This window comes from Pseudoalteromonas sp. SG45-1 (assembly GCF_014164135.1).
GTDB classification, from domain to species: Bacteria; Pseudomonadota; Gammaproteobacteria; order Enterobacterales; family Alteromonadaceae; genus Pseudoalteromonas; species Pseudoalteromonas distincta.
This window is the reverse complement of record NZ_JACJEP010000023.1, coordinates 1-23,412: the sequence shown is the minus strand read 5'-3', so window position 1 is coordinate 23,412 and position 23,412 is coordinate 1. Positions and strand designations below refer to the sequence as shown.

The window sequence follows — 23,412 nt, the reverse complement described above, 5'->3', positions numbered from 1 at the left end:
TATAATTGATAATTTCATAGTTAAACTTTGGGCCAAAAAATAGTGAATGTACTGCCGAGTTCCCCATCGGAGGCTACTTCAATTTTGCCCCCATAATTAATAATGAGCTTATTGGCAATACAGAGTCCGATGCCGCTCCCTTCAACATCATCTCGAGATTGCAATGTCTGAAATAACTTAAATATGAGTGAAAAATATTTAGGGTTAATTCCTGGACCATTATCTTTTATTTCAATAATGTAATATTGATTAGAGGGGATAAGTGAAATGTCGATAACCGAGTGCTCTTTATTGTTATGTTTTATTGCATTACTAATAAGATTTTGAAAAACAGTTTTAAAAGGGATCAGTGGTATATCGAGTACTTCGTTATTGGCGTGTATATCAACAGTGACAGCTTGTGGAACTTCTAAAATTTTTTCTATATCTTGGTAAAGACTTTCTAAAGATATGTTTGCACGAGTTGAATCACAGCTATTTATTCTCGAGTAGCTTAGTAAATCTTCTAGGAGTACTTGCATTCTATTAGCTCTGCTGAACACAAGCTGAAAATTTTCTAGGTGCTCTTGAGGGAGTAAATCTTTGCAATCATCATAAACCCATTCTAATAAACGTTTTATAGCATTTAATGGTGACTTGAGATCGTGTGAAGCAATACTGGTAAATTCATCAAGTTCATCGCTCATTTTTTGTAATTTTTTAATTAAGCGATCTTTTTCAGTTTCGTCTTTCTTGTTTTGCTCGCAAATTGTTGAATTATACTTAGCACTGTTTATTTTATCTAATAAGTTTTTACGTTGGACTAACTGATTTACAAAGTTTTTTTGTAAACTATTTAAAATTGATTTTTCTTTTTCTGTAAGTAGTGAATCACTTGCTCGCTCGAATATCAACCATCCAAACTTAAGGTTTGAGGGCAATATAATAGGCGATATAACTCTAAATATTTTAAGGTCATGCTCAATAATCGATTCATTAAAAATATCATCAGCTAGTTGCTCTTTAGCTACTGCTATTTCTGAACCTGATTTATATAGCTCAACGACACCTGAAGGCTGATTAGCAACAATAGAAAATGAGCTCGCATCAAAAATGTTTAAAATTAGCTCAGCAATGTTTTTTATGTTTGTTTGAATGTCATTATCAAGAGAAGTTGTTAATTGCTGCTCATCTATTAATGATACACCTTCTATATAACTCTCTACATTGGGCATTCAAACTCCTACAACAGTATTAAATATGCCTCATTAAAATGAGATGCAACAAATTATTAACTTATTGTAGTTGATTATTTTGAATGCGTTGAATAATTTGCATTATAAATAGACTTCAAATTAGGGTTTTACCTTATTATAGTCAGCAGGTTATGAATCAATTTTAAAATAAGGCAAAACTCAATCTGGGTGTGAAATTTGTAACTTAATAAATAACTATTATTTAGGGTAGTGGTATTACTAAAGATCAACATGCCCAAGTAAAAACAGCATATTTAATCGCTCATTTGTACAATTGTTTGCGCTACGCTAAATAAGGTTTTATGCGTATCCATTGCTTGTTTTTGTAGCTGTTTATGGGCTTGCTCTTCGGTGAGCTTTAACTGCTCAATAAGTATGTACTTGGCTTGGTGAATTACCTTTTGCTCACTAATAACTTTTTTAGCGTCAAGTAACGCTTGGTTTATTTGTTTTATATGCTGGCTTTGCTCGATAATTAAATCATACATAGTTTTATTACTGTTGAGCTTATCGGCCGCTATATTTTGGTTTACTTCTGGCTCTGGTTGCTTAATGGCTAATTGGCCAAAAGTAGGGGCTATGTGTTGCTCTGCCATATTGTTAAGTACTTGCTTATTTGTATTTAAACTACGTTGAGCACAGGCTATTTGCATTGCTGCGGTATCAATTAATTGATCTGCTATATTTTGTTCAATTTTGTGCATTATATCTATGCGCGTAGTGGTTACTTCGTACCATACTTCGCTTAGTTGCGAGAGCGGTTGAGCATTCTCGTCATCGAGTTTTTGCAGTAAACTTCTAAGTTGCTCTACCTGATTATTAACCTGATGTGTTGTTAGTGTGGCAAAGCATTTTAAAAGGTGCGCATCGGCGTACTCATTAAAAAAGTCAAAGCTGTGGTTTTGCTCTTGTACGAAATGCGCGAGTTGTTGTTTTTGCTCAGTGGTAAATTTACTCGCTGCAAATGCTTGTGCACCACAGGCGCGCTCTTGTCCTGCGTACTCTTTACCTTGCATAAAATTGAAAAATGCGACTAACAAACGCGTTATTTTAGGATCGCTTGCGCCATCTGCTGCCTCTAAAATAATATTGAGTAAACTAGCAATTAACTGCGTGAACGACTGCGTAGCATGCACTGCACTAATGTTTTGTTGTGCTATTTGATTGCGTAGTTCGGGCAATGCGTCAAGTGTTTGCAGGCTATAGGTAATTAAATTAAATAACCGAGTATGACCAGTATCGGCGTTGTCGTTTATAAATGTTTGTTTAAGAGAATCATAAAATGCAGTTTGTGCGCTGCTGCTTAAAGGGATTTGTTCTTGTAATTGGGTTTTAAATCGCTCGCGATTTGAGGCCAAAAAGATATTACTCATTGCACGTTCTTTTTGTAACTGATGTACAAAATCGCCTAACTTAGTAAGCGAGGCACAACTGTTTTGTAATTGTTTTAGCGCGTGTATTTCTTGATACTTAGCCGCTAATAAAAACTGTTTTGTGAGAGGGTTGCTTGTCGCCATTGGTATTATTCCACACTTTTTTGTTTTTAAAGTGCAACCACTGTTCCAATCATTAATAAATTTCATCATTGAATTTAAAATCAAGCTAATACAATTGCTTAAAGTATTATTTTTATTTGTCACTGTGTTTCTATAATTTAACTTGCCATTACTTTTAACTTATTTGGTGCATTTAAGTATGTTATTGCACACAACTTGAACCCAAATTAAAAACAAAAAAAGCGCCTACTCCTGGGGAGGTAGTAAGCGCGAAAAGTGCATTATTCATTTTACGTCATGCGTTAACATTTACACTGTTTAGTAACTCAGGACTAATAGCCATTTTATGATTTATTACTTCACCAATCATAATTAGGGTAGGGCCTTGAAGGTTGTGTTTAGCATGCTCATTTACTATTTTCTCAAGCGTACTGGTAATTACTTTTTGCTTAGTAGTAGTGGCATTCTCTATTAGTGCGATGGGTGTATTACTTGGCCAGCCCACTGATTGCAAACCGCAGCTTAGCGTTTGTAAGCGCGAAAGCCCCATATAAACCACTAAAGTGGGGTTGTTGTTTGCAGGCATAAACGCGTAATTTTGCCAATGAGGTTGCTTGTTAGGATCGGCAAACTGCGCTGTTAAAAATGTAACACTGCGTGCTACATCGCGTGCAGTGAGCGGAATACCCGTATAAGCGGACGTAGCACAAGCCGTTGTCACACCCGGAACAATAGCAAAATTAATATTATGCTCACTAAGCGCATCGGCTTCTTCGTTAATACGTGCAAATATACTCGGATCGCCGCCTTTTAAACGCACTACGTTTAAGCCTTGTTGTGCGTATTTAACCAGTAGTTCGCAAATGTTAGCTTGGGTCATCGAATGTTTACCCGCACGTTTACCTACAAATACTCGCTGTGCTTTTTTAGGAAGCGTTTTTAATAAATCATCGCTTACTAACCAATCGTATAAAACAACATCGGCGGTATTAATTAAACGCTGCGCTTTTACTGTAATTAGCTCTGCGTCTCCTGGGCCCGCACCAATTATATAAACGTTGCCGCTTTTGACGCTGCGACTATTTGAGCTTGTTAGCTTAGTAACAAGCTTATTTAGCCACACGTTTTCAATACCCGAAAAATAAGACAGTACACTCATAATATTCCCCTAAGCCACAGCTGTTGTAACTTTTGGTTCAGCGCTTATAAATACACTGCCGTCTTCAATTTTTGCATTAAAAACCGGTAGGTGTATTGCTTCTGCTTCTAAACATTCGCCTGTTTCTAGGCAAAAGTGTTGCTTATATAAAGGCGATGCGACAACTAATTTATTGTCGACTGAGCCAATAATGCCACGCGACAATACATTGGCTTTGCCAATCGGGTCGTAGTTGCTAATGGCAAACACAGCCGTTGGATTTTGTGGAATGTAAAAAATAGCCACTTGCTGATTATTAACTAATGCGCATACGCCGCTATTAGCCACTAGGTTGTCGATTGTTCCAATATTATGCCAAGACATCAGCTTGCTCCTGTTCAACTTCCATTACTGGAATACGGTTTTGTGTATTGCGTTGCTCACGTTTTTCGGCTTCTGTAGCAGGGCGAATTTGGTTACGCTCTTGCACAAACAAAATGTTGTCGTCGGTTTCGGGGCTATTAACAAACTGGCGGAATCGTTTGGCAGCATCTGGGCTTTCAATCGCTTTTTTCCATTCACACGCATAGGTTTGTGTAATTAACTCCATTTGCGCTTCTAGTTCGTCGCAAATGCCTAAGCTGTCGTCAATTACTACGCTTTTAAGGTAGTCTAAACCGCCTTCAAGGTTTTCCATCCATACCGACGTACGCTGCAATTTGTCAGCCGTTTTAATGTAAAACATAATTACGCGGTCAATGTATTTAATTAGTGTTGGCGTGTCTAAATCGGTCGCAAATAAATCAGCATGGCGAGGGCGCATACCGCCATTACCACACACGTATAAGTTCCAGCCATTTTCGGTGGCTATAATGCCAATATCTTTACTTTGTGCTTCGGCGCATTCGCGGGTACAACCCGATACCGCCATTTTAAATTTATGCGGTGCGCGTAACCCTTTGTAGCGGTTTTCAATTTCTATTGCGTGTCCAACGCTATCTTGCACACCATAACGACACCACGTACTACCCACACACGATTTAACAGTTCTAAGAGACTTACCATAGGCATGACCGGTCTCAAATCCGGCTTCTATAAGTCGCTCCCAAATAACAGGAAGCTCTTCTAAACGCGCACCAAATAAATCGATACGCTGACCACCAGTGACTTTGCAGTACAAGTTAAAGTCTTTGGCTACTTGTCCAATTACAATGAGTTTGTCGGGTGTTATTTCGCCGCCAGCAATACGCGGTACCACAGAGTACGAACCATCTTTTTGCATATTTGCTAGGTACGTATCGTTAGTGTCTTGCAAACCAACATGAGCGGGCTCTAAAATAAAGTCGTTCCATGTTGAGGCTAAAATAGAGCCAATGGCAGGTTTACATATTTCACAGCCATGACCGCTGCCGTGTTTAGTTAGTAAGTCATCAAACGTTTTAATGCTTTCTACTTTTACCATGTGCAATAGTTCTTGGCGTGAATACGCAAAGTGCTCACATACATGGTTGATAACTTCAACACCACGACTTGCTAATTCGTTATCAACAACTGATTTTAGTAACGCAGCACAACCACCACAGCCGCTTGCTGCTTTAGTGCATGATTTTACCGAGGCTAAATCGCATGAGCCGCCATCGATTGCACCCACGATGTCGCCTTTACTAACATTGTGACACGAACAAATAGTGGCGGTGTCGGGTAGGGCACTGCCAGATAACGACGGCGCGCCGCCGCTGTCTGGTAAAATTAAACACTCAGGGTTTTCTGGTAAGTCCATGTCGTTAAGCATGTACTGCAATAAAGTATCGTAGTCGCTGGTATCGCCAACTAGTACAGCACCCAGTAATTTATCGCCTTTTTCACTTAGTATGATTTTTTTATAACAGCCGCGAATAGCGTCTTGGTATATAAGTTCTTTACAGTCAGGCGTTTTTGCATGAGCGTCGCCAATTGAGCCTACTTCTACGCCTAACAACTTAAGTTTAGTGCTCATATCGGCACCTAAAAACTCAAGCTCGCCACCACTTAATTGGCTCGCTGCAACGCGCGCCATGTTGTAACCCGGTGCGACTAAGCCAAATAGTTTTTTGTCCCACAGGGCGCATTCCCCAATGGCTAAAATATCAGGATCAGATGTTTGGCATTGGTTATTAATAATAATACCGCCGCGCTCACCGAGTTCTAAATCAGCAATTTTGCCGAGTAGGTCATACGGGCGAATACCAGCAGAAAACAAAATTAGGTCTGTTTCTAAAAATGACTCATCCGAAAAATTTAATCTAAAGCGACTGGTTTCGCCTTTTACTATTTCACTGGTTGCCTTTGATGTGTGTACCGTTACGCCAAGTTCTTCTATTTTATTTTTTAGAAGCGTACCGCCTTGTCCATCAAGCTGAACAGCCATAAGCTGCGGTGCAAATTCAACTACGTGGGTATCAAGTCCTAGTTGCTTAATCGCATTTGCGGCTTCAAGCCCTAACAAACCACCGCCAATAACTACACCACTTTTACTTACAGCTGCACTGGCTTTTATTTGTTCTAAATCTTCTAATGTGCGATACACCAAACAATGGGGTTGGTCGTTACCTTTTATAGGCGGCACAAATGGAAATGAACCTGTTGCCAATATAAGCTTATCGTACGGGTATTGCTCACCAGTTAGCGTGGTTACTATTTTTGCTGTTCTATCAATGCCTTCAACCCACTGGCTGGTATGCACATTAATATTAAGTTGTTTGTAGTTGTCGTGAGTGGTAAGTGCTAAATCGGCGGCTGTTTTGCCATCAAATACACTTGATAAGTACACGCGATCGTATGCAAGATTTGCTTCTCCGCAAAGTACAGTAATGTCTGCGTTGGCATCGCTTTGGCGCATTTGCTCAACAAAGTGGTGTCCGACCATACCATTACCAATAATGAGTATTTTTTGCGAGGTTTGCATAGGGCATTCCTTAAAGTGACGGTTTAGATACAAATAACAAAAAAGCCCGCCACAAATACGCAATATGCATAACTGTGTGCGGGCTTCTTTGCCGATGGTTGCTAATAGCTATTGTGCTCACAACCTAAATTTTTGCCGTAAATAAAACTGGCTTGTTAATAGAGTGTTTGCAAAAACATAGCCAGTTTTTTAAGTTGTTGTTTAAATAGTATTTAATGTTTTTTTAGAGTGAATGAAAAACCCGTTTTGACATATGTTGGTGCGCGCCTGGCACTAAGAGGGTGCAAGTATTGTCATTGTATTGTGCATTATCAGTCAATAAAACACCCATTATCATTCATTGTGTATTGAGTTAAATTTAGCCCATAAAATACGCACACGAATTACAAGCAAAATGATAAACACAAATTCAATAGATGATTCCCCTTTTCACGAAGGCGAGTTGGCAATACAAGACAAACTCGGTAAACGAAAAATAATGGCAACATTTAGCAAACGTGGCGTGCGCTCATTTATGCCAGAGCAGCATAGAAAGTTTGTGGCTCAAAAGGTTACGTCGTTTATTCAGTTTTTATTTGAAAAGTTTGAAGCTAAGCCAAAAACAAAAAGCCTAAAATCAGTTAAGTGATTTTAGGCTTTTGAGACTGGTTTAAACTTATTTAAAATAGCTACTTACTTTAAAATAACCACAGGCACATCGCTGTTTTCGAGCATTTTAATGGTGTTACTACCTACAAAAAACTGCCTTAGTTTAGAGTGACCAAACGCACCCATTACAATTAACTCTACATTATTTTGATCTTTGTATTGCATTAGCGAGTCAAAAATATTGCCCTCTAAAAAGCTTGCCGACACTTCAAAGTCCATACTGATAAGCTTGTGCTGTGCGTTAACAAATTTTTCTTCAAGGTCTTTTTCGTTATTTTTAATACTCACTAAATGACAATGCAAACCATGTAACAAGCCGCCATCAATCACTTGTTGTAGCACTTTGTCGGCTGTTTCGCGGCCGTCGTACGCAATCATAAATGATTTAGGCTGTTTAAATGTTTCAGGAATAAGCAAAATAGGTTGTGTTGCATTGCGCACTAAGGTTTCTATATGTGAGCCCAGCACCGCGAAGCTATTACTATGTCCAGCACCATTTTGGCCAATAACAATAAGGCGTGTATCGTCTTTTAAGTCTATAACGGTATCGAGCAAATCACCGTGGCGCTTAATTAGTTCAAAATTAGTAACACCTGCCGATTTAGCATTCTCACTTACTGAATTTAATAATTCGTCAGCCATTTTTAAACTTACTTTGCAGCGTTGTTCGTCAAGCTTAGTCATTTCATCAAGAAGTGTTGACTGTGCACCAAGCCCAATACTACCAGAGTAGTCGCCGATATTAGTTTGCTGCGTTTTTTCAATTGTATGCACAAAGCTAATTGGTTTATTTAGCTTTTTTGAAGCCCAAATAGCAGCATCGGTTACATTTTTAGTAATGGCTGAGCCATCTACATAGGTAATTATTTTAGTCATTGCATTCTCCTTAATGTCCGCCAAGTAGTTTTTCGACTTCTTCAGGGTTGTTATGCACACCAAATTTATCAATTACAGTTTCGGTTGCGCTATTCATACCAATAATACTAACCGTTGCGCCTTCACGCCTAAATTTAATAACCACCTTGTCGAGTGACGATACACCAGTTATATCCCAAAAATGTGCATGGGTTAAATCAATTACCACGTTAGAAACCGCATTTTTAAAATCGAACGATGCAATAAATTGCTCAGCTGAGGCAAAAAATACTTGGCCAACGACTTCATAGGTTATTTTATCGTTGCTTTCATCATGCTTGGTTTTAACCACCATAAAGCGACCAATTTTATTGGCAAAAAACAACGTAGCTAACAACACACCAACTAAAACGCCAATGGCTAGGTTATGCGTGGCAACAACCACAATAACGGTGGAAATCATCACTACATTTGATGAAAGCGGGTTCTTTTTTAAATCCTTAACAGATGTCCACGAAAACGTACCAATCGATACCATAATCATTACCGCAACTAAGGCTGCCATAGGAATTAACTGCAGCCATTCATCTAAAAACACCACCATGATGATTAAAAATGAGCCTGCAATAAAGGTAGAAAGCCTGCCGCGACCACCCGATTTAACATTAATAATTGATTGCCCAATCATAGCGCAACCCGCCATACCACCAAATAAGCCTGCGCCAATATTAGCAATACCTTGGCCCTTACATTCTTTATTACGATCGCTCGTTGTATCAGTTAAGTCATCAACAATAGTGGCGGTCATCATTGACTCAAGTAAGCCCACAACAGCAAGACCAATTGAATACGGTAAAACAATTTGCAGTGTTTCGAGTGTTAGGGGGACATCGGGCCATAAGAATATAGGTAGAGTGTCTGGTAGTTCGCCCATGTCGCCAACGGTTCTTATATCAAGACCCAAAAATATTGAAACCAGTGTAATAACAACAATACACACTAAAGGAGAGGGAAGTATTTTGCCAATAGTTGGAATATACGGAAATAAGTAAATAATACCTAAGCCCGCTGCGGTCATCGCATAAACATGCCAAGTAACATTAGTCAGCTCAGGTAACTGCGCCATAAATATTAAAATCGCCAGCGCATTTACAAACCCTGTTACAACAGAGCGCGATACAAAGCGCATTAATTCACCGAGCTTTAAAAAGCCTGCAAATATTTGTAGTACACCAGTGAGTAAGGTAGCAACCAGTAAGTATTCCAGACCATGATCTTTAACCAGCGTTACCATTAACAGTGCCATTGCACCGGTAGCCGCCGATATCATGCCAGGACGTCCGCCTACAAAGGCAATAATAATCGCAATACAAAATGAGGCGTATAAACCTACTTTTGGATCAACACCGGCAATAATAGAAAAGGCAATCGCTTCAGGTATTAGGGCAAGCGCCACAACAATACCAGCAAGCACATCGCCACGAACATTAGAGAGCCAATCTCTTTTTACGTGATCAAACATGTAATAAACCTAATTAGTTAGTTTCCCAAAGTATAGGGGAGTATTTTATTTAAATAACAGTGATTCTCGCGCAGGCGGCGATTAAGGTTGCACGTAACGTGCTGATGAAAAAGGGGAGTGGTTGCCTAGGGCGGCGTAAGTTTCAAGAAAAAAGCTCCTTTTGATTAGTTTATATTAATAATGCGGACGAATTATAAACATCACATATATATTAGCAATATGTTATTTGGCCTTAAAGACCAAACATTAATTTAATTATGCATTTGCTTATTTAAAACTCAAATGTAAAACCAAACTCTCTTAGTTTTTCGTATACGTTTATATCAAAACGGTACAAAGTAGCAGCTCGGTGAGCTACGTTGGTTTGTTTTTCTTTGCAGTTTATTAGTAAGTTCATTTTTTGGAACTTACGTCTAAAGTTAGGCTTATCGAGTGATTTATTTAAAATCGACTCGTAAATTCCTTGTAGCTCAAGCAAGGTAAACTTTTCAGGGAGCAGGCTAAAACCAATCGGCTCGTGCCTTACTTTATAGCGTAAGTAATCTAAGCCACTTTTTAAAATGTCGGCGTGGTCAAACATTAAAGGGAGAACGTTATTTACATCAAACCATTCACATTCTAAAGCATTGTCGCCGCTCACAAGATTGGTTTCTTCAAAGCGTACGAGCGAATAGTAAACAATGGTTATAATACGTCTAGCAGGGTAGCGGTCAACGTTACCAAACGCACCTAACTGATCTAAATAAAGGTTTTCAACACCGGTCGTACTTTTAACAACACGCAGAGCTGCTAACTAATGGTGACTTTGAAGCCGGTCTTAATTCATGGCAATCACGAGGCAGTGCTACTATTTCACTTGAAACAACCCAAGCTCACAGCGGGCAAAACCTATAATGTATCTGCGTGGGTTAAGTTATCTGACGATAACACAGCGGTATCGCCAGGAATTAAACTTACACTGCAAATTGAGCATGCGAGCACTGAATACCTCGAGCTAACCACTGTTACAAACGTAGTTGCAGGCGATTGGGTAAAGCTTTCGGGCACTTATACCCATTCAATAACAACCGAGGAAAGTGCGGCTTTACTTTATGTGGAGTCAAACGAACTGACTGCTGATTTTCATGCAGACGACGTATCGGTCATTTTGGTAGAACAATAAACCAAACTAAAAGTAATTAACCCCACATTTGATAGTCTGTATTTTTATACAGACTATCAAATGTGGGGTTTCATAAAAAGAAGTGCACTATGCTTTTATATTAGTAATGAGTATCGCTTTAAAGCGACATATACCGTCATTATAAATACATAAGCACGATAACGCCGGTGCGTGAAAAGCTATATTAGTTTGACTCAAATGACGAAAGTTTCTTTTGAACGTTATTTCGTAATACATCGTCTATGTACTCATTAAATGCCTTATTACCGGTTACCACGGGGTTTCGTTGATCAGATTTACGATTTTTTAATGTATTAATTTGATTAATTAGATCATGTGAAAACGGGTGGTTTGAGATACTTCCATCAACATCGTTTTTGTTTGCAATTTTTTGAAAATAATTTAAAGAGTGCAAATAAGTTTGATTTGCTTCTTTAGTATCCGGTAAACCGGTACCTCCCCAAAGTGCAACTGTATGAGGTATGCCATTATCTGTAACAGGTATTATCAAAGACAACCCACCAGGCGTATGCCCTGGTGTAGCAAGTACCGTTAAATTAGTTTTGCCTAAACTTATTTTTTCACCATCGATAACTTGGGTGTAAGTGCTAGGTAATGGTATTTCGGTAGAGAAATTACCGAAAGGATCAGTTAATACAGGTGCATTTGGATTATGGATGTAGTCCCACTCATTTTTTCTCATTAAAATTTTAGCGCCATAATGTGATTCAAAGTAGTGAGCGCCACCATAATGGTCGCTGTGGCCGTGAGTAACTATCACGTATTTAATATCTTCAGGATTTAAGCCTAACTCTTTTAGTCCAGGAACAATCACATGTTTGGCATCGTGCGGGGTCCACATGGTATCGATTAAAATAATGCCCTCAGTTGTATTGATAACAAAAGTACCTACGCTGACATATCCTACAAAATAAAGGTTATCAAATAGCTGAGTGGGTTCAATAACAGTGGTATTGAACAAATCACTAGAGGTTATCGAGGAAGGTAATTTATTTAATCTAGTACTTATTTTATCTTCACTCAATTTTGTAATATTACCGTTATTTGATGTTGTGCAGCCGCTCAGTAAGTAAGTTATTACTGTAATCGAGAAAATGCCTAAAAATGTTTTTTTCATATTTTACACCTTAGTTAATTAGGCATATTAAAAGCCCAAGTAATAAACTTTAGTACGCCGTTTATTTAATTATTAAATACAGGGTATGAACTCAAAATTAAAATTTAATGGATAAAACAACCTTAGCCTTTGTTTGTTTAGAGATCGAGTTTGTTATCTTTATCCTAAATGAGAGATGCGAAAGCATTAGTCATTTTGTAAATGAGGGTTTGAATAACGATAGAAGCGAATATATCGTTATTCATTGTATTTAAAATAGCTCTAGGTTACTTACTATCCTAGGCGTTTATATCATTGACTCGGTTAATTATGATATTAATTAAAAAAGCACATAAAATAACGGCAGGTATTGCATTGGCAACACTGTCGTAAACTACATGAAAAAATGTTGCACCAGCTATAATAACTAACAAACCACTTGCAGCTATAATGCTTAGTTTTTTTATCCAAATAGCAACAGCACCTGCAAGTTCACTTGCACCAATAAAATAGCCAAACCAAGCAGGTAAACCCATGAGTGCAAAAGATAAGTGCATTTGCTCAACTCCTGCTAGTTTTGCAGAGCCTGCAGCTATAAAGGCAAGTGTTGTTAATCCTAGTGATGTATACATAAAAATTCTTTTTACTTTTGTGCTCATGTTATTTCCAACTTTAATAAGAGTGATTTAAGCAGATGCTTAGCTTTTGACGTTAGAATAATCACAGTTCTTATTAATTAATATTGAATGTTTTTTTATAAGATATAAACTTTAGCTTTACATGTTTGGCGTAAATTATGAAATTAGAACAGCTTAGTATGTTTGTTACTGTTGCTCAGGTTGGATCATTGAGTGAAGCAAGTGCTCTTTTACACAAAACTCAACCAGCTATAAGCCAAGGTATTAAGCAACTAGAAAATACCCTTAACTTTGCCTTATTTAGTCGTAATGGTTATCGGTTAGAGCTTACCAGTGCAGGAAAAACTATGTTTCATAAGGCTATGAAATTGCTAGATGATGCAGCACAACTTAAACAAGTTGCACACCACATAGCACAGGGGAACGAGGTAAGTATAACGATTGCAATTGAAGCATCATTTAATTTAAAAGGTATTTTACCATTACTAAAAAATATGCAAAATCAGTTCCCTGAAACTCAAATAATAATCAGGCAAGAGTACATAACAGGTGCAATTGAAGCCTTACTTGATGGCGGTGCCGATCTGTGTATAACACCAACAATGGAATTTTCTGCACAAGAAGAGAAAATTGAAAAGCATTTGTTAAATAGCGGCTCATTAATCAATGTAGCTTCCCCTTTGTTGTTAAAGCGAAATCCAAACCTAAGGCAAGCCACTGATTTGTTGAACGAATACCAAATAATTGTGCAGGACTCAGGCACTGGTTCAAAAAACATAGAGTGGGGTGTACAGCAAGGTCAGCGACGATGGTATGTAAATGACTTTCCAACTAAAAAAATGCTTATCGAAAGTGCAATGGGTTGGGGCAAATTACCAGGTTATTTAGCTGATGAAGGTATTGCAAATAATACTCTGAAAATGCTGTCACTTAGTGATGTGCAAAATATAACGCCTCTAAAATATTACATTATTAAGAAAAGGGGAGAAGTGTTGGGACCTGTAGGAGAGGCCGTGTGGGAGCAATTTAAAAACTATCAGATATAACAATTACATATATGTGAAAAACGTATTTAAGTGTTTATATTGAGGTAATTTTGCAGCTTGTAAAATTAACGAAGGATTGGTTGTTGCATCAACCGGTTGTAGGGCTTTGATTGACTCTACATCGCCACTGTCGGCAACGACCGTGGTTACTTTTTTGAGTTGTTCTAACAAGTTCATAATGATGTACGCCTCGGCTTTAAAACCGAGGCGATGTCCTTATACGTAGCGGTTAACAATATTCTCAAGCAGCTCTTGTCGGCCAGAAACTTGCTTAGGATAGATGTCGTTTTCGTGTACTAACGCAGCAAGGCTCTCAAGTGATTGTTCACCTTTTAAAATGCTTTGGCCTAGGTCTTCTTTCCAACCTGCGTAACGTTTTTCTACAAAGTCAGAAAGCTCGCCGCCTTCAATCATTGCTGCTGCATTGAGTAATGCTTTTGCCATCGTATCCATACCACCAATGTGACCGATGAATAAATCATCGCGTTCACACGATTGACGACGAAGTTTAGTATCAAAGTTAAAGCCACCGGTTGTAAAACCGCCATTCTTTAAAATTTCGTAAACGACAAGTGTTCACTCAGCTACATCGTTAGGGAATTGATCTGTATCCCATCCGTTTTGCATATCACCACGGTTAGCATCAATACTACCCATAATACCTTTAGCGCAAGCAACGGCAATTTCGTGGTGGAAGCTATGACCTGCAAGTGTTGCGTGGTTTGCTTCAATGTTTACTTTAATTTCGTCTTGTAAGCCGTGCTTGTGTAAAAAGCCTGCAACCGTTGCTGTATCGTAATCGTACTGGTGCTTAGTTGGCTCTTGTGGTTTTGGCTCAATTAATAATGTGCCTTTAAAACCAATTTTTTTCTTGTGTTCTACAACCATTTTCAAAAAGCGTGCGTACTGCTCGCTTTCTTGCGCAAGGTCTGTATTTAGTAGTGTGTCGTAACCTTCACGACCACCCCAAAGTACATAGTTTTCGCCGCCTAAACGATGCGTAATTTCCATTGCATGTTTAACTTGCGCTGCTGCATATGCATACGTATTAGGATTAGGGTTTGTTGCACCACCGGCACAAAAACGTTTGTTTGAGAACAAGTTAGCAGTACCCCACAGTGGCTTTACACCAGTGCGTTGCATTTCTTTTTAGATAATGTTAGCTATGTGCGTTACGTAATCGAGGCTTTCTTGTAGTGTTTTGCCTTCAGGGGCAATATCAACATCATGAAAAATATTTGTATTTAAGTTTTTACACGAAACCAAAGGCAAAGAGCTTGAACAAATGAAAGGGTAAATATTACCCCTTTAATAAGCGCCAAAACTATTGTAATAGTTTGGCGCTTATTTTATTTATTTTCATATCTACAATGAAAAAGAGTGCTTATATTCATTTTTATTTTTCTATAAAAGACTCCTAATAGATAAAGTTATATTTAGGAGTCATTAATTTTCTAACTTGCACCGCAATAGTACCTTACATAAATTATGCTGGCTAAGTGGCCTTAATAATAGTTACCCTATTTGTATGGTTGTTTTAGCAAATTTAAGAGGTTGTAATTTAGGTTTTGCAAAACAATAAGCAAATGTCAGTGGACCTACTCTGCCAATCAGCATAAGTAAAATTATTATTAGCTGGCTTGGCATACTTAAATTACTAGTAAAATCACGAGATAGCCCTACAGTGCTCAATGCCGAAATTACTTCAAAAGTAATATCTAAAAGAGACGCTTGCTCGATTTTACTCATAATCATGATGCTTAAAAAAGCCGTAAATAAGTATAAAATTACAACACTCAATGCTTTTATCACAAGTTTGTCGCTTAGCTCTCTGTTAAATATGGTTACCTGTGGTTTTTGGCGTAAATAACTATACATAGCAAGTAGTAAAATAACAAAAGTTCCTATTTTAATGCCGCTTGCTGTACTTACCGAACCGCCACCTATTACCATTAATAACAATGTAAGCAATGTCGAGTCGGAACTGAGCTGGCTAATAGGTAAAGTATTAAAGCCTGCAGTACGTGGTGTAACTGCTTGAAACCAAGCAGCAATTACTTGCTCGTTAATAGATAGGTTGGCAAGTGTGGCTGGATTTGAATATTCAAATAAAAAAATAAGCAAAAATGCACTGCAATTTATTACAGCACTTGCAATTAATACAATACGTGTATTAGTTGCTAATTTATGCCAGCGACGTTGTTGATATATATCTATTAAAACGGTAAACCCTAAGCCACCGATTATAAATAATGCACTGATAATAAGATTAACAGATACATCACTTTTAAAAGCCATTAAGCTATTACTGTCGAGTGCAAACCCGGCATTGTTAAAAGCCGAAATAGTATAAAATAGACTTTGATAGGCGCTACCCGCAATACCATAGTCATCTACCCAGCTAATAAAAAGTAAGCAAAATGCTATAGTCTGAATTATTAGCGAGTAAGTTATTACACATCTAGCTACATGGATCACTCCATTTAAATCGCTTGTATCGAATGCTTGGCTTGCAAGTAAACGTTGTTTTAATCCTAAGTTTTTACCAATACTTAAAAATGAAATAACGGCTACGGTCATAAAGCCGATTCCTCCAATTTGAATAAGTACCATAACAACACATTGCCCAAATGTGGTTAGCGCAGTACCTGTATCAATAACAACTAAGCCTGTAACTGTAACCGCAGAGGATGCAGTAAAAAAAGCTTGAATAAAGCTAAGCGATTCAACACTTGCAAAAGGTAATAGTAATAAGCAAGTGCCTAAAATAATGAGAGCAAAAAAACCAGCAGTTAAAATTAAAGGGGGGTTAACAGGCCTTTTGAAATTTTTTAAACGGCGATTAAATTGCTTTGGAAGTACGTGTGCTTGCCAGTTAATCATAAAGCTTTAAACCGTTTGGTGAGTTTTGTTAGGTAATGTTTAGAGCCCAGTAATACAAGGCTATCACCATGGCGTAACTCGGTGTCGAGTGTTAGGTCTGTATTGAAATTATCATCTCGGCGTAAGGTGAGCGGTTTTATATCTGAGTTACGCTCTTTTAGAAGCCAGCCAATATTGCGCCCTGATAAATGTAAATCTATGGCAAGCTCAACAATAAATGTAGATTGTGTAAGCGCAAAGTACTGGTTAACCATAGGGTAGTTAAGTGCATGTGCTACTCTGATCCCCATTTCTTCCTCGGGGTGAATAATACGGGATACGCCAAGTTTACTTAAAATTTGATGGTGACTTTTAGAGCACGCCTTAACCCATATTTGTTTAACACCAAGGTTTTTTAAATGCAGCACGCATAAAATACTCGCTTCTATGTTTTCACCAATTGCAACTAATACAGCTTGGCAGCTGGTTAAGTCGAGTCGAGCAAGCTGTGTTTCATCACTAGCATCTAAAATGACAGTGTAATTTAACTGATTAGCAAACGTGTTAATGGTGCTTTCGCTTATATCGGCTGCGCAAACGTGATGCCCCTGATTAGCAAGCTCAAGCGAGGCGGTAACACCAAAACTACCTAATCCAATTACTGCAAACTGTGCCATGTGTGTTCCTATTAAAAAATACGACATAGCAAAGACTATGGAATTTTAAAAAAGAGTCACCCCATATCAATTAAGCTTTATAAACATTTAACACTACAGCCAAAAATCTTTATAAAAACTTTATACACAACGTATTAAAAAGCAGTAACCTATAAAAAGAGAATTTTATGGGAGTGCACAAATGGGTATTAATAAATGGCTTAAGCCGCTTTTATTAACAACAATTGCGCCTATTTTTATTGTGCTGGCTATTTTTCCAGTTCGAGAGTGGCTAACGACCACCGACATTGTGATGTTGCAATTACTTTGGGTGGCATGGGTTGCGGTGCGTCAAAATGCCGCCTTAGCGGGGATTACAACGTTAGTTAGTGTGGCATGTACCGACTGGTTTTTTGTACTGCCGTATTTTACATTTCATATCGAAAAAATTGAATACTTAGTCACTTTTACTGTCATGCTTATAGTTGGCTTGATGATAAGCAAATTGGCGGGCGAGCTAAGTAAAAACGTTCGTGATACCCAGTTACATGCCAGTAATACACGATGTTTATATGAGTTAGCTAAGGCGCTTAATGGGCTTGATGATATAAACGCTCAGCGCCAAGTATTTACAACCTCGATTAAAAACCATCTAGGTATTACACTTCGTTGGAACAATAATACAATGGATAATGGAGAGTACTTTAATATCGAACAAAACACACAATGGGGCGGCTTTATTGCAGATGCCGAACTTAGTCCTGAAAACCGTGCATTTATAGATACGGCACTGTCTTTGTTGTTTCAGGTCCACGAAAACTCAAATCTTAGAAACCAGTCGGCATCGATGAAAGTACAAGCAGAGTTAGAACGTGCTAAAAATGCATTGCTGCGTAGTTTATCTCATGATCTACGCACGCCTTTGGCTACTATTATGGGCTCATCAAGCATGTTAGCTGACGAAAATATTGAGCTGAGTAAGGCATCAATTACAGAACAAGCAAAAAATATTTATGAGCAAAGTGAAATCTTAAATCAGCATTTTAATAAAGTGATGGAGCTTAGCCGGGTAAATAAAATAGGAGAGCAGCTAGCATGGCAAGCTATAAACGTACATACACTTATTACTGAGGCTAAAGCACGCAGGCAGCAGCAATTAAGTGGTTTTAACTTAGCGTTAGTCTTTGATAAAGCCACTTGTTGTATAGGTGATATAACACTTTTAGAAATCGCGCTTGCGAATATATTCGAAAACGCGGCACGTTACGGTGATGGAGCGGCGACAGTGGACTTTAATACTGAGCGAATTGCTAATATAACACACTATAAAATAGCCGTAAGCAATCTCATAGTTACTCATCCAAGCAGTTCGGATGAAGGAGTTGGGCTTGGTAGCGTAATTTGCGATGTAGTTGCTCAGTTTCATCAAGGCGAATTTGTATTAGCTATTGATGAGCTGACCCAAGTAGCGACAGCAATACTTAGCTGGAGTGCAAAGAATGATTAATGTATTGGTGCTAGAAGACTCACCTGCATTGCAAAGTTTTTTAAAAACATTACTAGGTGCCAGTGGCTATAACGTATCAATTAGTGCGAAAGGGCTTGATGGTTTTTCATTAATGAGTGAGCAAAGCTTTGACTTAGTGTTACTTGATTTGGGTTTGCTTGATATGGATGGACAGGCTTGGTTACTTGAAGTACGACAATGGAGCCAAATACCAATATTAGTGCTTTCGGCTCGCGATGGCGAGGTGGAAAAGGTTACAGCCCTTGATAATGGGGCAAACGATTATATAACCAAACCTTTTAGTGCAAACGAACTTCTGGCAAGAATGCGTGTGCTACTAAGAGTAAATACACAGCCCAGTTTGGCACTACAATGCGGTAACATCATTATAGATCCGCATAAGCACACAGTTACGCTTAACAGCAGCGATGTAAAGCTCACTAATAAAGAATATAAAATTTTGCTTATGTTATTTCAAAATAAAGATAAAGTGCTTACTCATAATGCTATTTTAAGTCAGGTATGGGGGGAGCAATACATTAATAGACCTGAGTATATTCGTGTACATGTAGCGCAACTAAGACAAAAGCTTGAGGTAAACCCTGCAAGCCCTATTCATATCTTAACTGAGCCAGCGGTAGGTTATAGATTAGTTGGGTAGGCACTAAAAAATTATCGTCCTAAATTTAGCTATTTAGGACGATAAAGTTACACGTTTTCTAGTTTCGTTCCTTTGGTTTCTGTTACTAAATAAATAACAAAAAGCACCGATATTAATGCAAAAAATGCATAGAGCGAATATGCGAGTACAAGCCCTCCAGCGGCTAGCAATATGGGAAAGGTAATAGTGACTAAAAAATTAGCCAGCCATTGAGCAAGCCCTGCAACCCCTAAGCCTAATCCTCTCATGCTATTTGGAAATATCTCGCCGAGCATTACCCACATTACGGGACTCCATTAAAGGTTAAAAAAGAATACATATAAGTTGGCCTTTACAGGAAAACCAAAGCAGCCAAATCTTGATTACATACAAAAAATTAGTAATAACCGCTCATGGACATAGCCGAAGTTGATATAAAAGCTGAACATTCAGCTAACCCAATACAAAGCGAATTAAACCTGCTCTACAGAGTAGTGCTCTTTTTATTTCAGTGTGAGATACCCAAGTTAGTAATACTTATTTCTGATATACTCAGTCAGCACTTTTACTCAAAAGGTAATAGTCTTCAGCTTGCAACTCAATGCAAGTTAACTCACTGCTCTTCATTATTTATTGTCAAAATTACACCTTTGTAAAATAAAGTTGGTTCATCCGAGCCAAAAACGTACAGAAAAAACACCGCCTAAGTTTATTGGCGAAGTATGATGATGCGTTGATGAACTCAAGCGTACTTACTTTATAAACAGGACTTAGCATGAGTGAATTAACTATCGGCGTTATCGGAACATCCCGCAAGACAGATGAAAGACGGTATCCTATTCACCCAGAGCATTTATTACGAATTCCCGAAAATCTTAGAAAACAAATGGTGTTTGAACAAGGCTATGGCACCGCTTTTAATGTTAGCGATGAATATATTGCAACGTTAACGGGTGGCATTGCATCTCGCAGCGAAATACTTACCCATATTGGCACTGCTATTATTGCAAAGCCTGTACTTGCTGACTTAGAAGAAATGCGCGAAGGAGGCACTATTTGGGGCTATGCCCACTGCGTTCAACAGCATGAAATAACACAAGCGGCGATAGAACGTAAACTTACCTTAATCGCTTTTGAAGACATGTATGTGTGGTCACCACAAGGAAATGTAGGGCGCCATACTTTTTATAAAAACAATGAAATGGCAGGGTATTGCGCTGTAATACATGCCTTGCAACTTAAGGGTATTGATGGCCATTATGGCGATCAACGTAAAACGATTATATTTAGTTTTGGTGCAGTGAGTAGAGGCGCTATTGACGCTCTTAAAGCGCATGGCTTTAGAGATATTACAATTTGTATTCAGCGCCCTGATCACGAAGTGCGTGAAGAAATATTAGATTGTCACTATGTTAAGGTACGAGAAGGTGTTGAAGGAGAGGCGCGCATGATGGTTGTTGAGCATGATGGGACTAATCGACCACTTGGCGATCTTATTAGCGAAGCCGATATTATCGTGAACGGGACTTATCAAGAGACAGCTCATCCGGTTGACTTTGTCATTGAATCAGAAGCAGGCTGTTTAAAACCAAACAGCTTAATTATTGATGTTAGCTGTGATGAGGGGATGGGATTCTTTTTTGCAAAGCCGACAACGTTTAAAAACCCTTTATTTCGATATAACAACACGGATTATTATGGCGTTGATCATACACCGAGTTATTTATGGGAAAGCGCGACGCGTTCAATTTCTGCGGCGCTCATTGTATATTTACAAACGATACTTAAAGGTGCTTTGCAGTGGCAAAAAGATGAAACCATTCGCCGTGCAATAAACATTGAGCAAGGAATAATTAAAAATACGGCTATTTTGGCATTCCAAAACCGCGAAAATATTTACCCTTATAACGTAATAACACAATGATTATATCTATCTCTAATCTAATTTTACGTAAGATTAATTAGGGGGGGGGGCACTTCGTCTTAATGCTAGTAATTTTAAGGCGAAGTGTTTGTTGACTGATATAAAAACGAAAGGGCTTAGACTCTAAAAGTTTTTCTGAATAATTGCATATAATTTATAAGTTTACCAAATATTCCAACGACTGGGTGGATTAAAACTACAGACTTTTGGAGTGTAGCTCACACACTGTAAATATAATTTATCTAGTTACTTGTTAGAGATATTTATAGATTTTCCCAACTTATTGAGGCTAACTAGGCTTTAAAGTCGTAGTTCTGAATTACAGCCCGATTGTATAAAACATCTAATAAACACCGTATTTATATCAAATGACTGAAGCCTTTATTACCTCACTTCATAAAAACTATTCAACGCAATTAGTGAGTTAACTAAACTACATAGTTACTTCTAGTTTCACTACAGACACCTTTAAGGTAAGATATAATTATCTCATACAAAAGGATCGTTGATGAAGAATGTACTACTAATAGTTACTGGTGCCAGCCCACAAGTATTAACCGAAACTCTTTTTGCACTTTATCAGCAGGGTAAGCCTATTCCCGAAGAGATTTTTGTTATTACTACAAAAAGCACAAAGCCAATGCTTACTAATGGATTATTTGAGCAAGGTCATTTAGCTAAACTAATAGCAGATTATAAACTTCCCAACATTAAACTTCCCGATGAAAACATATGGCTAATAGAAGATGACAAAGGCCAACCTATTAATGATGCTAAATCTGAAATAGAACAAACCTACATGGCCGACTTTATTACTCGTAAAGTGTTTGAACTTACCAATAAAAACGATATTAGTATTCATGCATCGATTGCGGGTGGGCGTAAAACAATGGCGTTTTATTTAGGCTATGCCATGTCATTATTGGGCCGTGAGCAAGATTCGCTCAGTCATGTATTTGTGAATAACGAATTTGAATTTGTTAGAGACTTTTACTACCCAACACCTTACGACCACATTATTGATGGTAAAAATGGCACGCAAGTAAACTGTATTAATGCAAATGTAACCCTTGCCGAAATACCCTTTGTACGAATGCGCCAATCTATCGACGAAACCCTCATTGCAAATATGCAAAGTGCATCGTTTAGCCAAACAGTAGCAAGCTTAAACTCAGCTCATAAAAAAGATTTAACCCTTGAAGTAAACGCAAAAGCAAAAACGCTCACCTTTGCAGGTATCGAAATTAAACTTACCGCAAAAGAAACCGCCTTTTATTTATGGTTAAACCAATACAGCCAAAGTGAACATAAAAAGCTAGTTGTGGGTCGTGATTTTGAAGAGTCTTTGCGTTACAGCAAAGAATATCTCATGCTTTGTTGCAATGAGAAGACGCTCAACAGCAGTAAAAAAGGAAATTTGGATAGTTGCCGCCAATAGCTTTTCTGCCAAACATTTTGAGCAGCAATTAAAGTTAGGTTCAGAGGCAAATGGCGAAACTTTACAAGCTTTTCAATTATTAAATGGTTGGCTAGCTACGGCGCATGATAATGACATTGAGTTGAAAGTTTTTGTTTCACCATAGGTTTAGGTAAGAACTAAGGAATAGATGATGAGAGGTGGTCAAATTGCCTAGAGATTTTACAAAATATAATTTTAACGGACAGATTCTAGGTAAGGGGCGTTTGGTTTTAGCCGTGATAAAAGAATTTGTGAAGCAAAATCAGCCTACTCTGGCAGAGTTGTTCAAAGCATTTCCTGTTGAAGTACAGGGCCGAAAAGGTCTTTTTTGTACTGAGCAAGAGTTTAATGAAAAACTTAAAACTTCTGACGATGTAAAAAAGCGCTTTTTTACCAAAGATGATGAAATATTAGATATTGAAGGGACTAAAGTACTGGTGTAGTGGTACAGTGATTTTGGCCACCCATTAAGAAAGAAATGTTATGCTGATAAGCATACAAATTTGGGTGAAAAAATGACGAAATTAAAACGCGCATCGTATTCTGCAGCAATAAAATTAGAA

Annotated in this window: 20 protein-coding genes and 3 pseudogenes; 8 read left to right on the top strand and 15 right to left on the bottom strand. The window is 38.1% G+C overall.

Annotated elements, in window-relative coordinates; all coding sequences use genetic code 11:
- Positions 1 to 20: 20 nt before the first annotated feature.
- From H5117_RS16390 to nirB, 5 genes are all read right to left on the bottom strand, one after another.
- Positions 21 to 1,214 (bottom strand): ATP-binding protein, encoded by a 1,194-nt coding sequence (locus H5117_RS16390; protein ID WP_182738670.1) that lies wholly within the window; start codon positions 1,212 to 1,214, stop codon positions 21 to 23.
- Between the two features lie 275 nt (positions 1,215 to 1,489).
- Positions 1,490 to 2,752, bottom strand: a complete 1,263-nt coding sequence (locus H5117_RS16385; RefSeq protein WP_182738669.1) for a nitrate- and nitrite sensing domain-containing protein — start codon at positions 2,750 to 2,752, stop codon at positions 1,490 to 1,492.
- A 274-nt stretch (positions 2,753 to 3,026) separates the two neighbouring features.
- On the bottom strand, positions 3,027 to 3,890 hold the full coding sequence (gene cobA / locus H5117_RS16380) for a uroporphyrinogen-III C-methyltransferase (protein ID WP_182695777.1): 864 nt from the start codon (positions 3,888 to 3,890) through the stop codon (positions 3,027 to 3,029).
- A 9-nt stretch (positions 3,891 to 3,899) separates the two neighbouring features.
- On the bottom strand, positions 3,900 to 4,253 hold the full coding sequence (gene nirD / locus H5117_RS16375; protein ID WP_182693842.1) for a nitrite reductase small subunit NirD: 354 nt from the start codon (positions 4,251 to 4,253) through the stop codon (positions 3,900 to 3,902).
- Entirely contained in the window at positions 4,240 to 6,813 is a 2,574-nt protein-coding gene (nirB, locus tag H5117_RS16370) for a nitrite reductase large subunit NirB (RefSeq protein WP_182738668.1), read from the bottom strand. The genes nirD and nirB overlap by 14 nt, the downstream gene beginning before the upstream one ends.
- A gap of 394 nt (positions 6,814 to 7,207) precedes the next feature.
- Between nirB and H5117_RS16365 the strand changes: the two genes are divergently transcribed.
- Complete coding sequence (locus H5117_RS16365; protein WP_182738685.1) at positions 7,208 to 7,441, top strand: hypothetical protein; 234 nt, start codon at positions 7,208 to 7,210, stop codon at positions 7,439 to 7,441.
- Positions 7,442 to 7,485: 44 nt separating this feature from the next.
- Here the strand turns inward: H5117_RS16365 and H5117_RS16360 are convergent, their stop codons facing one another.
- The 3 genes from H5117_RS16360 to H5117_RS20720 form a co-directional block, all read right to left on the bottom strand.
- Complete coding sequence (locus tag H5117_RS16360; protein ID WP_182738667.1) at positions 7,486 to 8,337, bottom strand: universal stress protein; 852 nt, start codon at positions 8,335 to 8,337, stop codon at positions 7,486 to 7,488.
- A 10-nt stretch (positions 8,338 to 8,347) separates the two neighbouring features.
- The gene (locus H5117_RS16355) at positions 8,348 to 9,838 is read right to left on the bottom strand and encodes a SulP family inorganic anion transporter (protein WP_182738666.1); all 1,491 of its coding nucleotides are present in this window, start codon (positions 9,836 to 9,838) and stop codon (positions 8,348 to 8,350) included.
- A gap of 271 nt (positions 9,839 to 10,109) precedes the next feature.
- Positions 10,110 to 10,478 (bottom strand): NrtR DNA-binding winged helix domain-containing protein, encoded by a 369-nt coding sequence (locus H5117_RS20720; protein WP_310735799.1) that lies wholly within the window; start codon positions 10,476 to 10,478, stop codon positions 10,110 to 10,112.
- 216 nt (positions 10,479 to 10,694) lie between these two features.
- Between H5117_RS20720 and H5117_RS16345 the strand changes: the two genes are divergently transcribed.
- Positions 10,695 to 11,000, top strand: a complete 306-nt coding sequence (locus tag H5117_RS16345) for a carbohydrate binding domain-containing protein (protein WP_253947683.1) — start codon at positions 10,695 to 10,697, stop codon at positions 10,998 to 11,000.
- A gap of 184 nt (positions 11,001 to 11,184) precedes the next feature.
- On the opposite strand, the gene H5117_RS16340 is transcribed toward H5117_RS16345, so the two are convergent.
- Positions 11,185 to 12,138, bottom strand: a complete 954-nt coding sequence (locus tag H5117_RS16340) for an MBL fold metallo-hydrolase (protein WP_182738665.1) — start codon at positions 12,136 to 12,138, stop codon at positions 11,185 to 11,187.
- A 278-nt stretch (positions 12,139 to 12,416) separates the two neighbouring features.
- Positions 12,417 to 12,749: a DoxX family protein gene (locus tag H5117_RS16335; RefSeq protein WP_259404473.1), complete on the bottom strand. Its 333-nt coding sequence runs from the start codon at positions 12,747 to 12,749 to the stop codon at positions 12,417 to 12,419.
- Positions 12,750 to 12,913: 164 nt separating this feature from the next.
- On the opposite strand from H5117_RS16335, the gene H5117_RS16330 reads away from it, so the two are divergent.
- A complete protein-coding gene (locus H5117_RS16330; RefSeq protein WP_002962592.1) occupies positions 12,914 to 13,801 on the top strand; it encodes a LysR family transcriptional regulator in 888 nt (295 codons plus the stop codon).
- 27 nt (positions 13,802 to 13,828) lie between these two features.
- On the opposite strand, the pseudogene H5117_RS16325 reads toward H5117_RS16330, so the two are convergent.
- From H5117_RS16325 to H5117_RS16310, 4 genes and pseudogenes are all read right to left on the bottom strand, one after another.
- Positions 13,829 to 13,981 (bottom strand): annotated as a pseudogene (locus tag H5117_RS16325) (transaldolase family protein); the annotation flags it as partial.
- A 36-nt stretch (positions 13,982 to 14,017) separates the two neighbouring features.
- A pseudogene (gene xylA, locus H5117_RS16320) lies at positions 14,018 to 15,034 on the bottom strand (xylose isomerase); the annotation flags it as partial.
- A gap of 282 nt (positions 15,035 to 15,316) precedes the next feature.
- Positions 15,317 to 16,684 (bottom strand): TrkH family potassium uptake protein, encoded by a 1,368-nt coding sequence (locus tag H5117_RS16315; RefSeq protein ID WP_182738663.1) that lies wholly within the window; start codon positions 16,682 to 16,684, stop codon positions 15,317 to 15,319.
- A complete protein-coding gene (locus H5117_RS16310; RefSeq protein WP_024596486.1) occupies positions 16,681 to 17,340 on the bottom strand; it encodes a TrkA family potassium uptake protein in 660 nt (219 codons plus the stop codon). Before H5117_RS16310 ends, H5117_RS16315 begins: the two co-directional genes overlap by 4 nt.
- Positions 17,341 to 17,521: 181 nt before the next feature.
- On the opposite strand from H5117_RS16310, the gene H5117_RS16305 reads away from it, so the two are divergent.
- A complete protein-coding gene (locus H5117_RS16305) occupies positions 17,522 to 18,826 on the top strand; it encodes a DUF4118 domain-containing protein (protein WP_182738662.1) in 1,305 nt (434 codons plus the stop codon).
- Positions 18,819 to 19,487 (top strand): response regulator, encoded by a 669-nt coding sequence (locus H5117_RS16300; protein WP_101163047.1) that lies wholly within the window; start codon positions 18,819 to 18,821, stop codon positions 19,485 to 19,487. The genes H5117_RS16305 and H5117_RS16300 overlap by 8 nt, the downstream gene beginning before the upstream one ends.
- 47 nt (positions 19,488 to 19,534) lie before the next feature.
- Here H5117_RS16300 and H5117_RS16295 read toward each other — a convergent pair.
- A pseudogene (locus H5117_RS16295) lies at positions 19,535 to 19,822 on the bottom strand (MFS transporter); the annotation flags it as partial.
- Positions 19,823 to 20,241: 419 nt separating this feature from the next.
- Between H5117_RS16295 and H5117_RS16290 the strand changes: the two are divergent.
- The 3 genes from H5117_RS16290 to H5117_RS16280 all read left to right on the top strand — a co-directional run bounded on the left by H5117_RS16290 (position 20,242) and on the right by H5117_RS16280 (position 23,292).
- Positions 20,242 to 21,390, top strand: a complete 1,149-nt coding sequence (locus H5117_RS16290) for a N(5)-(carboxyethyl)ornithine synthase (protein WP_182738661.1) — start codon at positions 20,242 to 20,244, stop codon at positions 21,388 to 21,390.
- 508 nt (positions 21,391 to 21,898) lie between these two features.
- Entirely contained in the window at positions 21,899 to 22,828 is a 930-nt protein-coding gene (gene csm6, locus H5117_RS16285; protein ID WP_259395884.1) for a CRISPR-associated ring nuclease Csm6, read from the top strand.
- 188 nt (positions 22,829 to 23,016) lie between these two features.
- The gene (locus H5117_RS16280; protein ID WP_182738660.1) at positions 23,017 to 23,292 is read left to right on the top strand and encodes a hypothetical protein; all 276 of its coding nucleotides are present in this window, start codon (positions 23,017 to 23,019) and stop codon (positions 23,290 to 23,292) included.
- Positions 23,293 to 23,412: the final 120 nt, after the last annotated feature.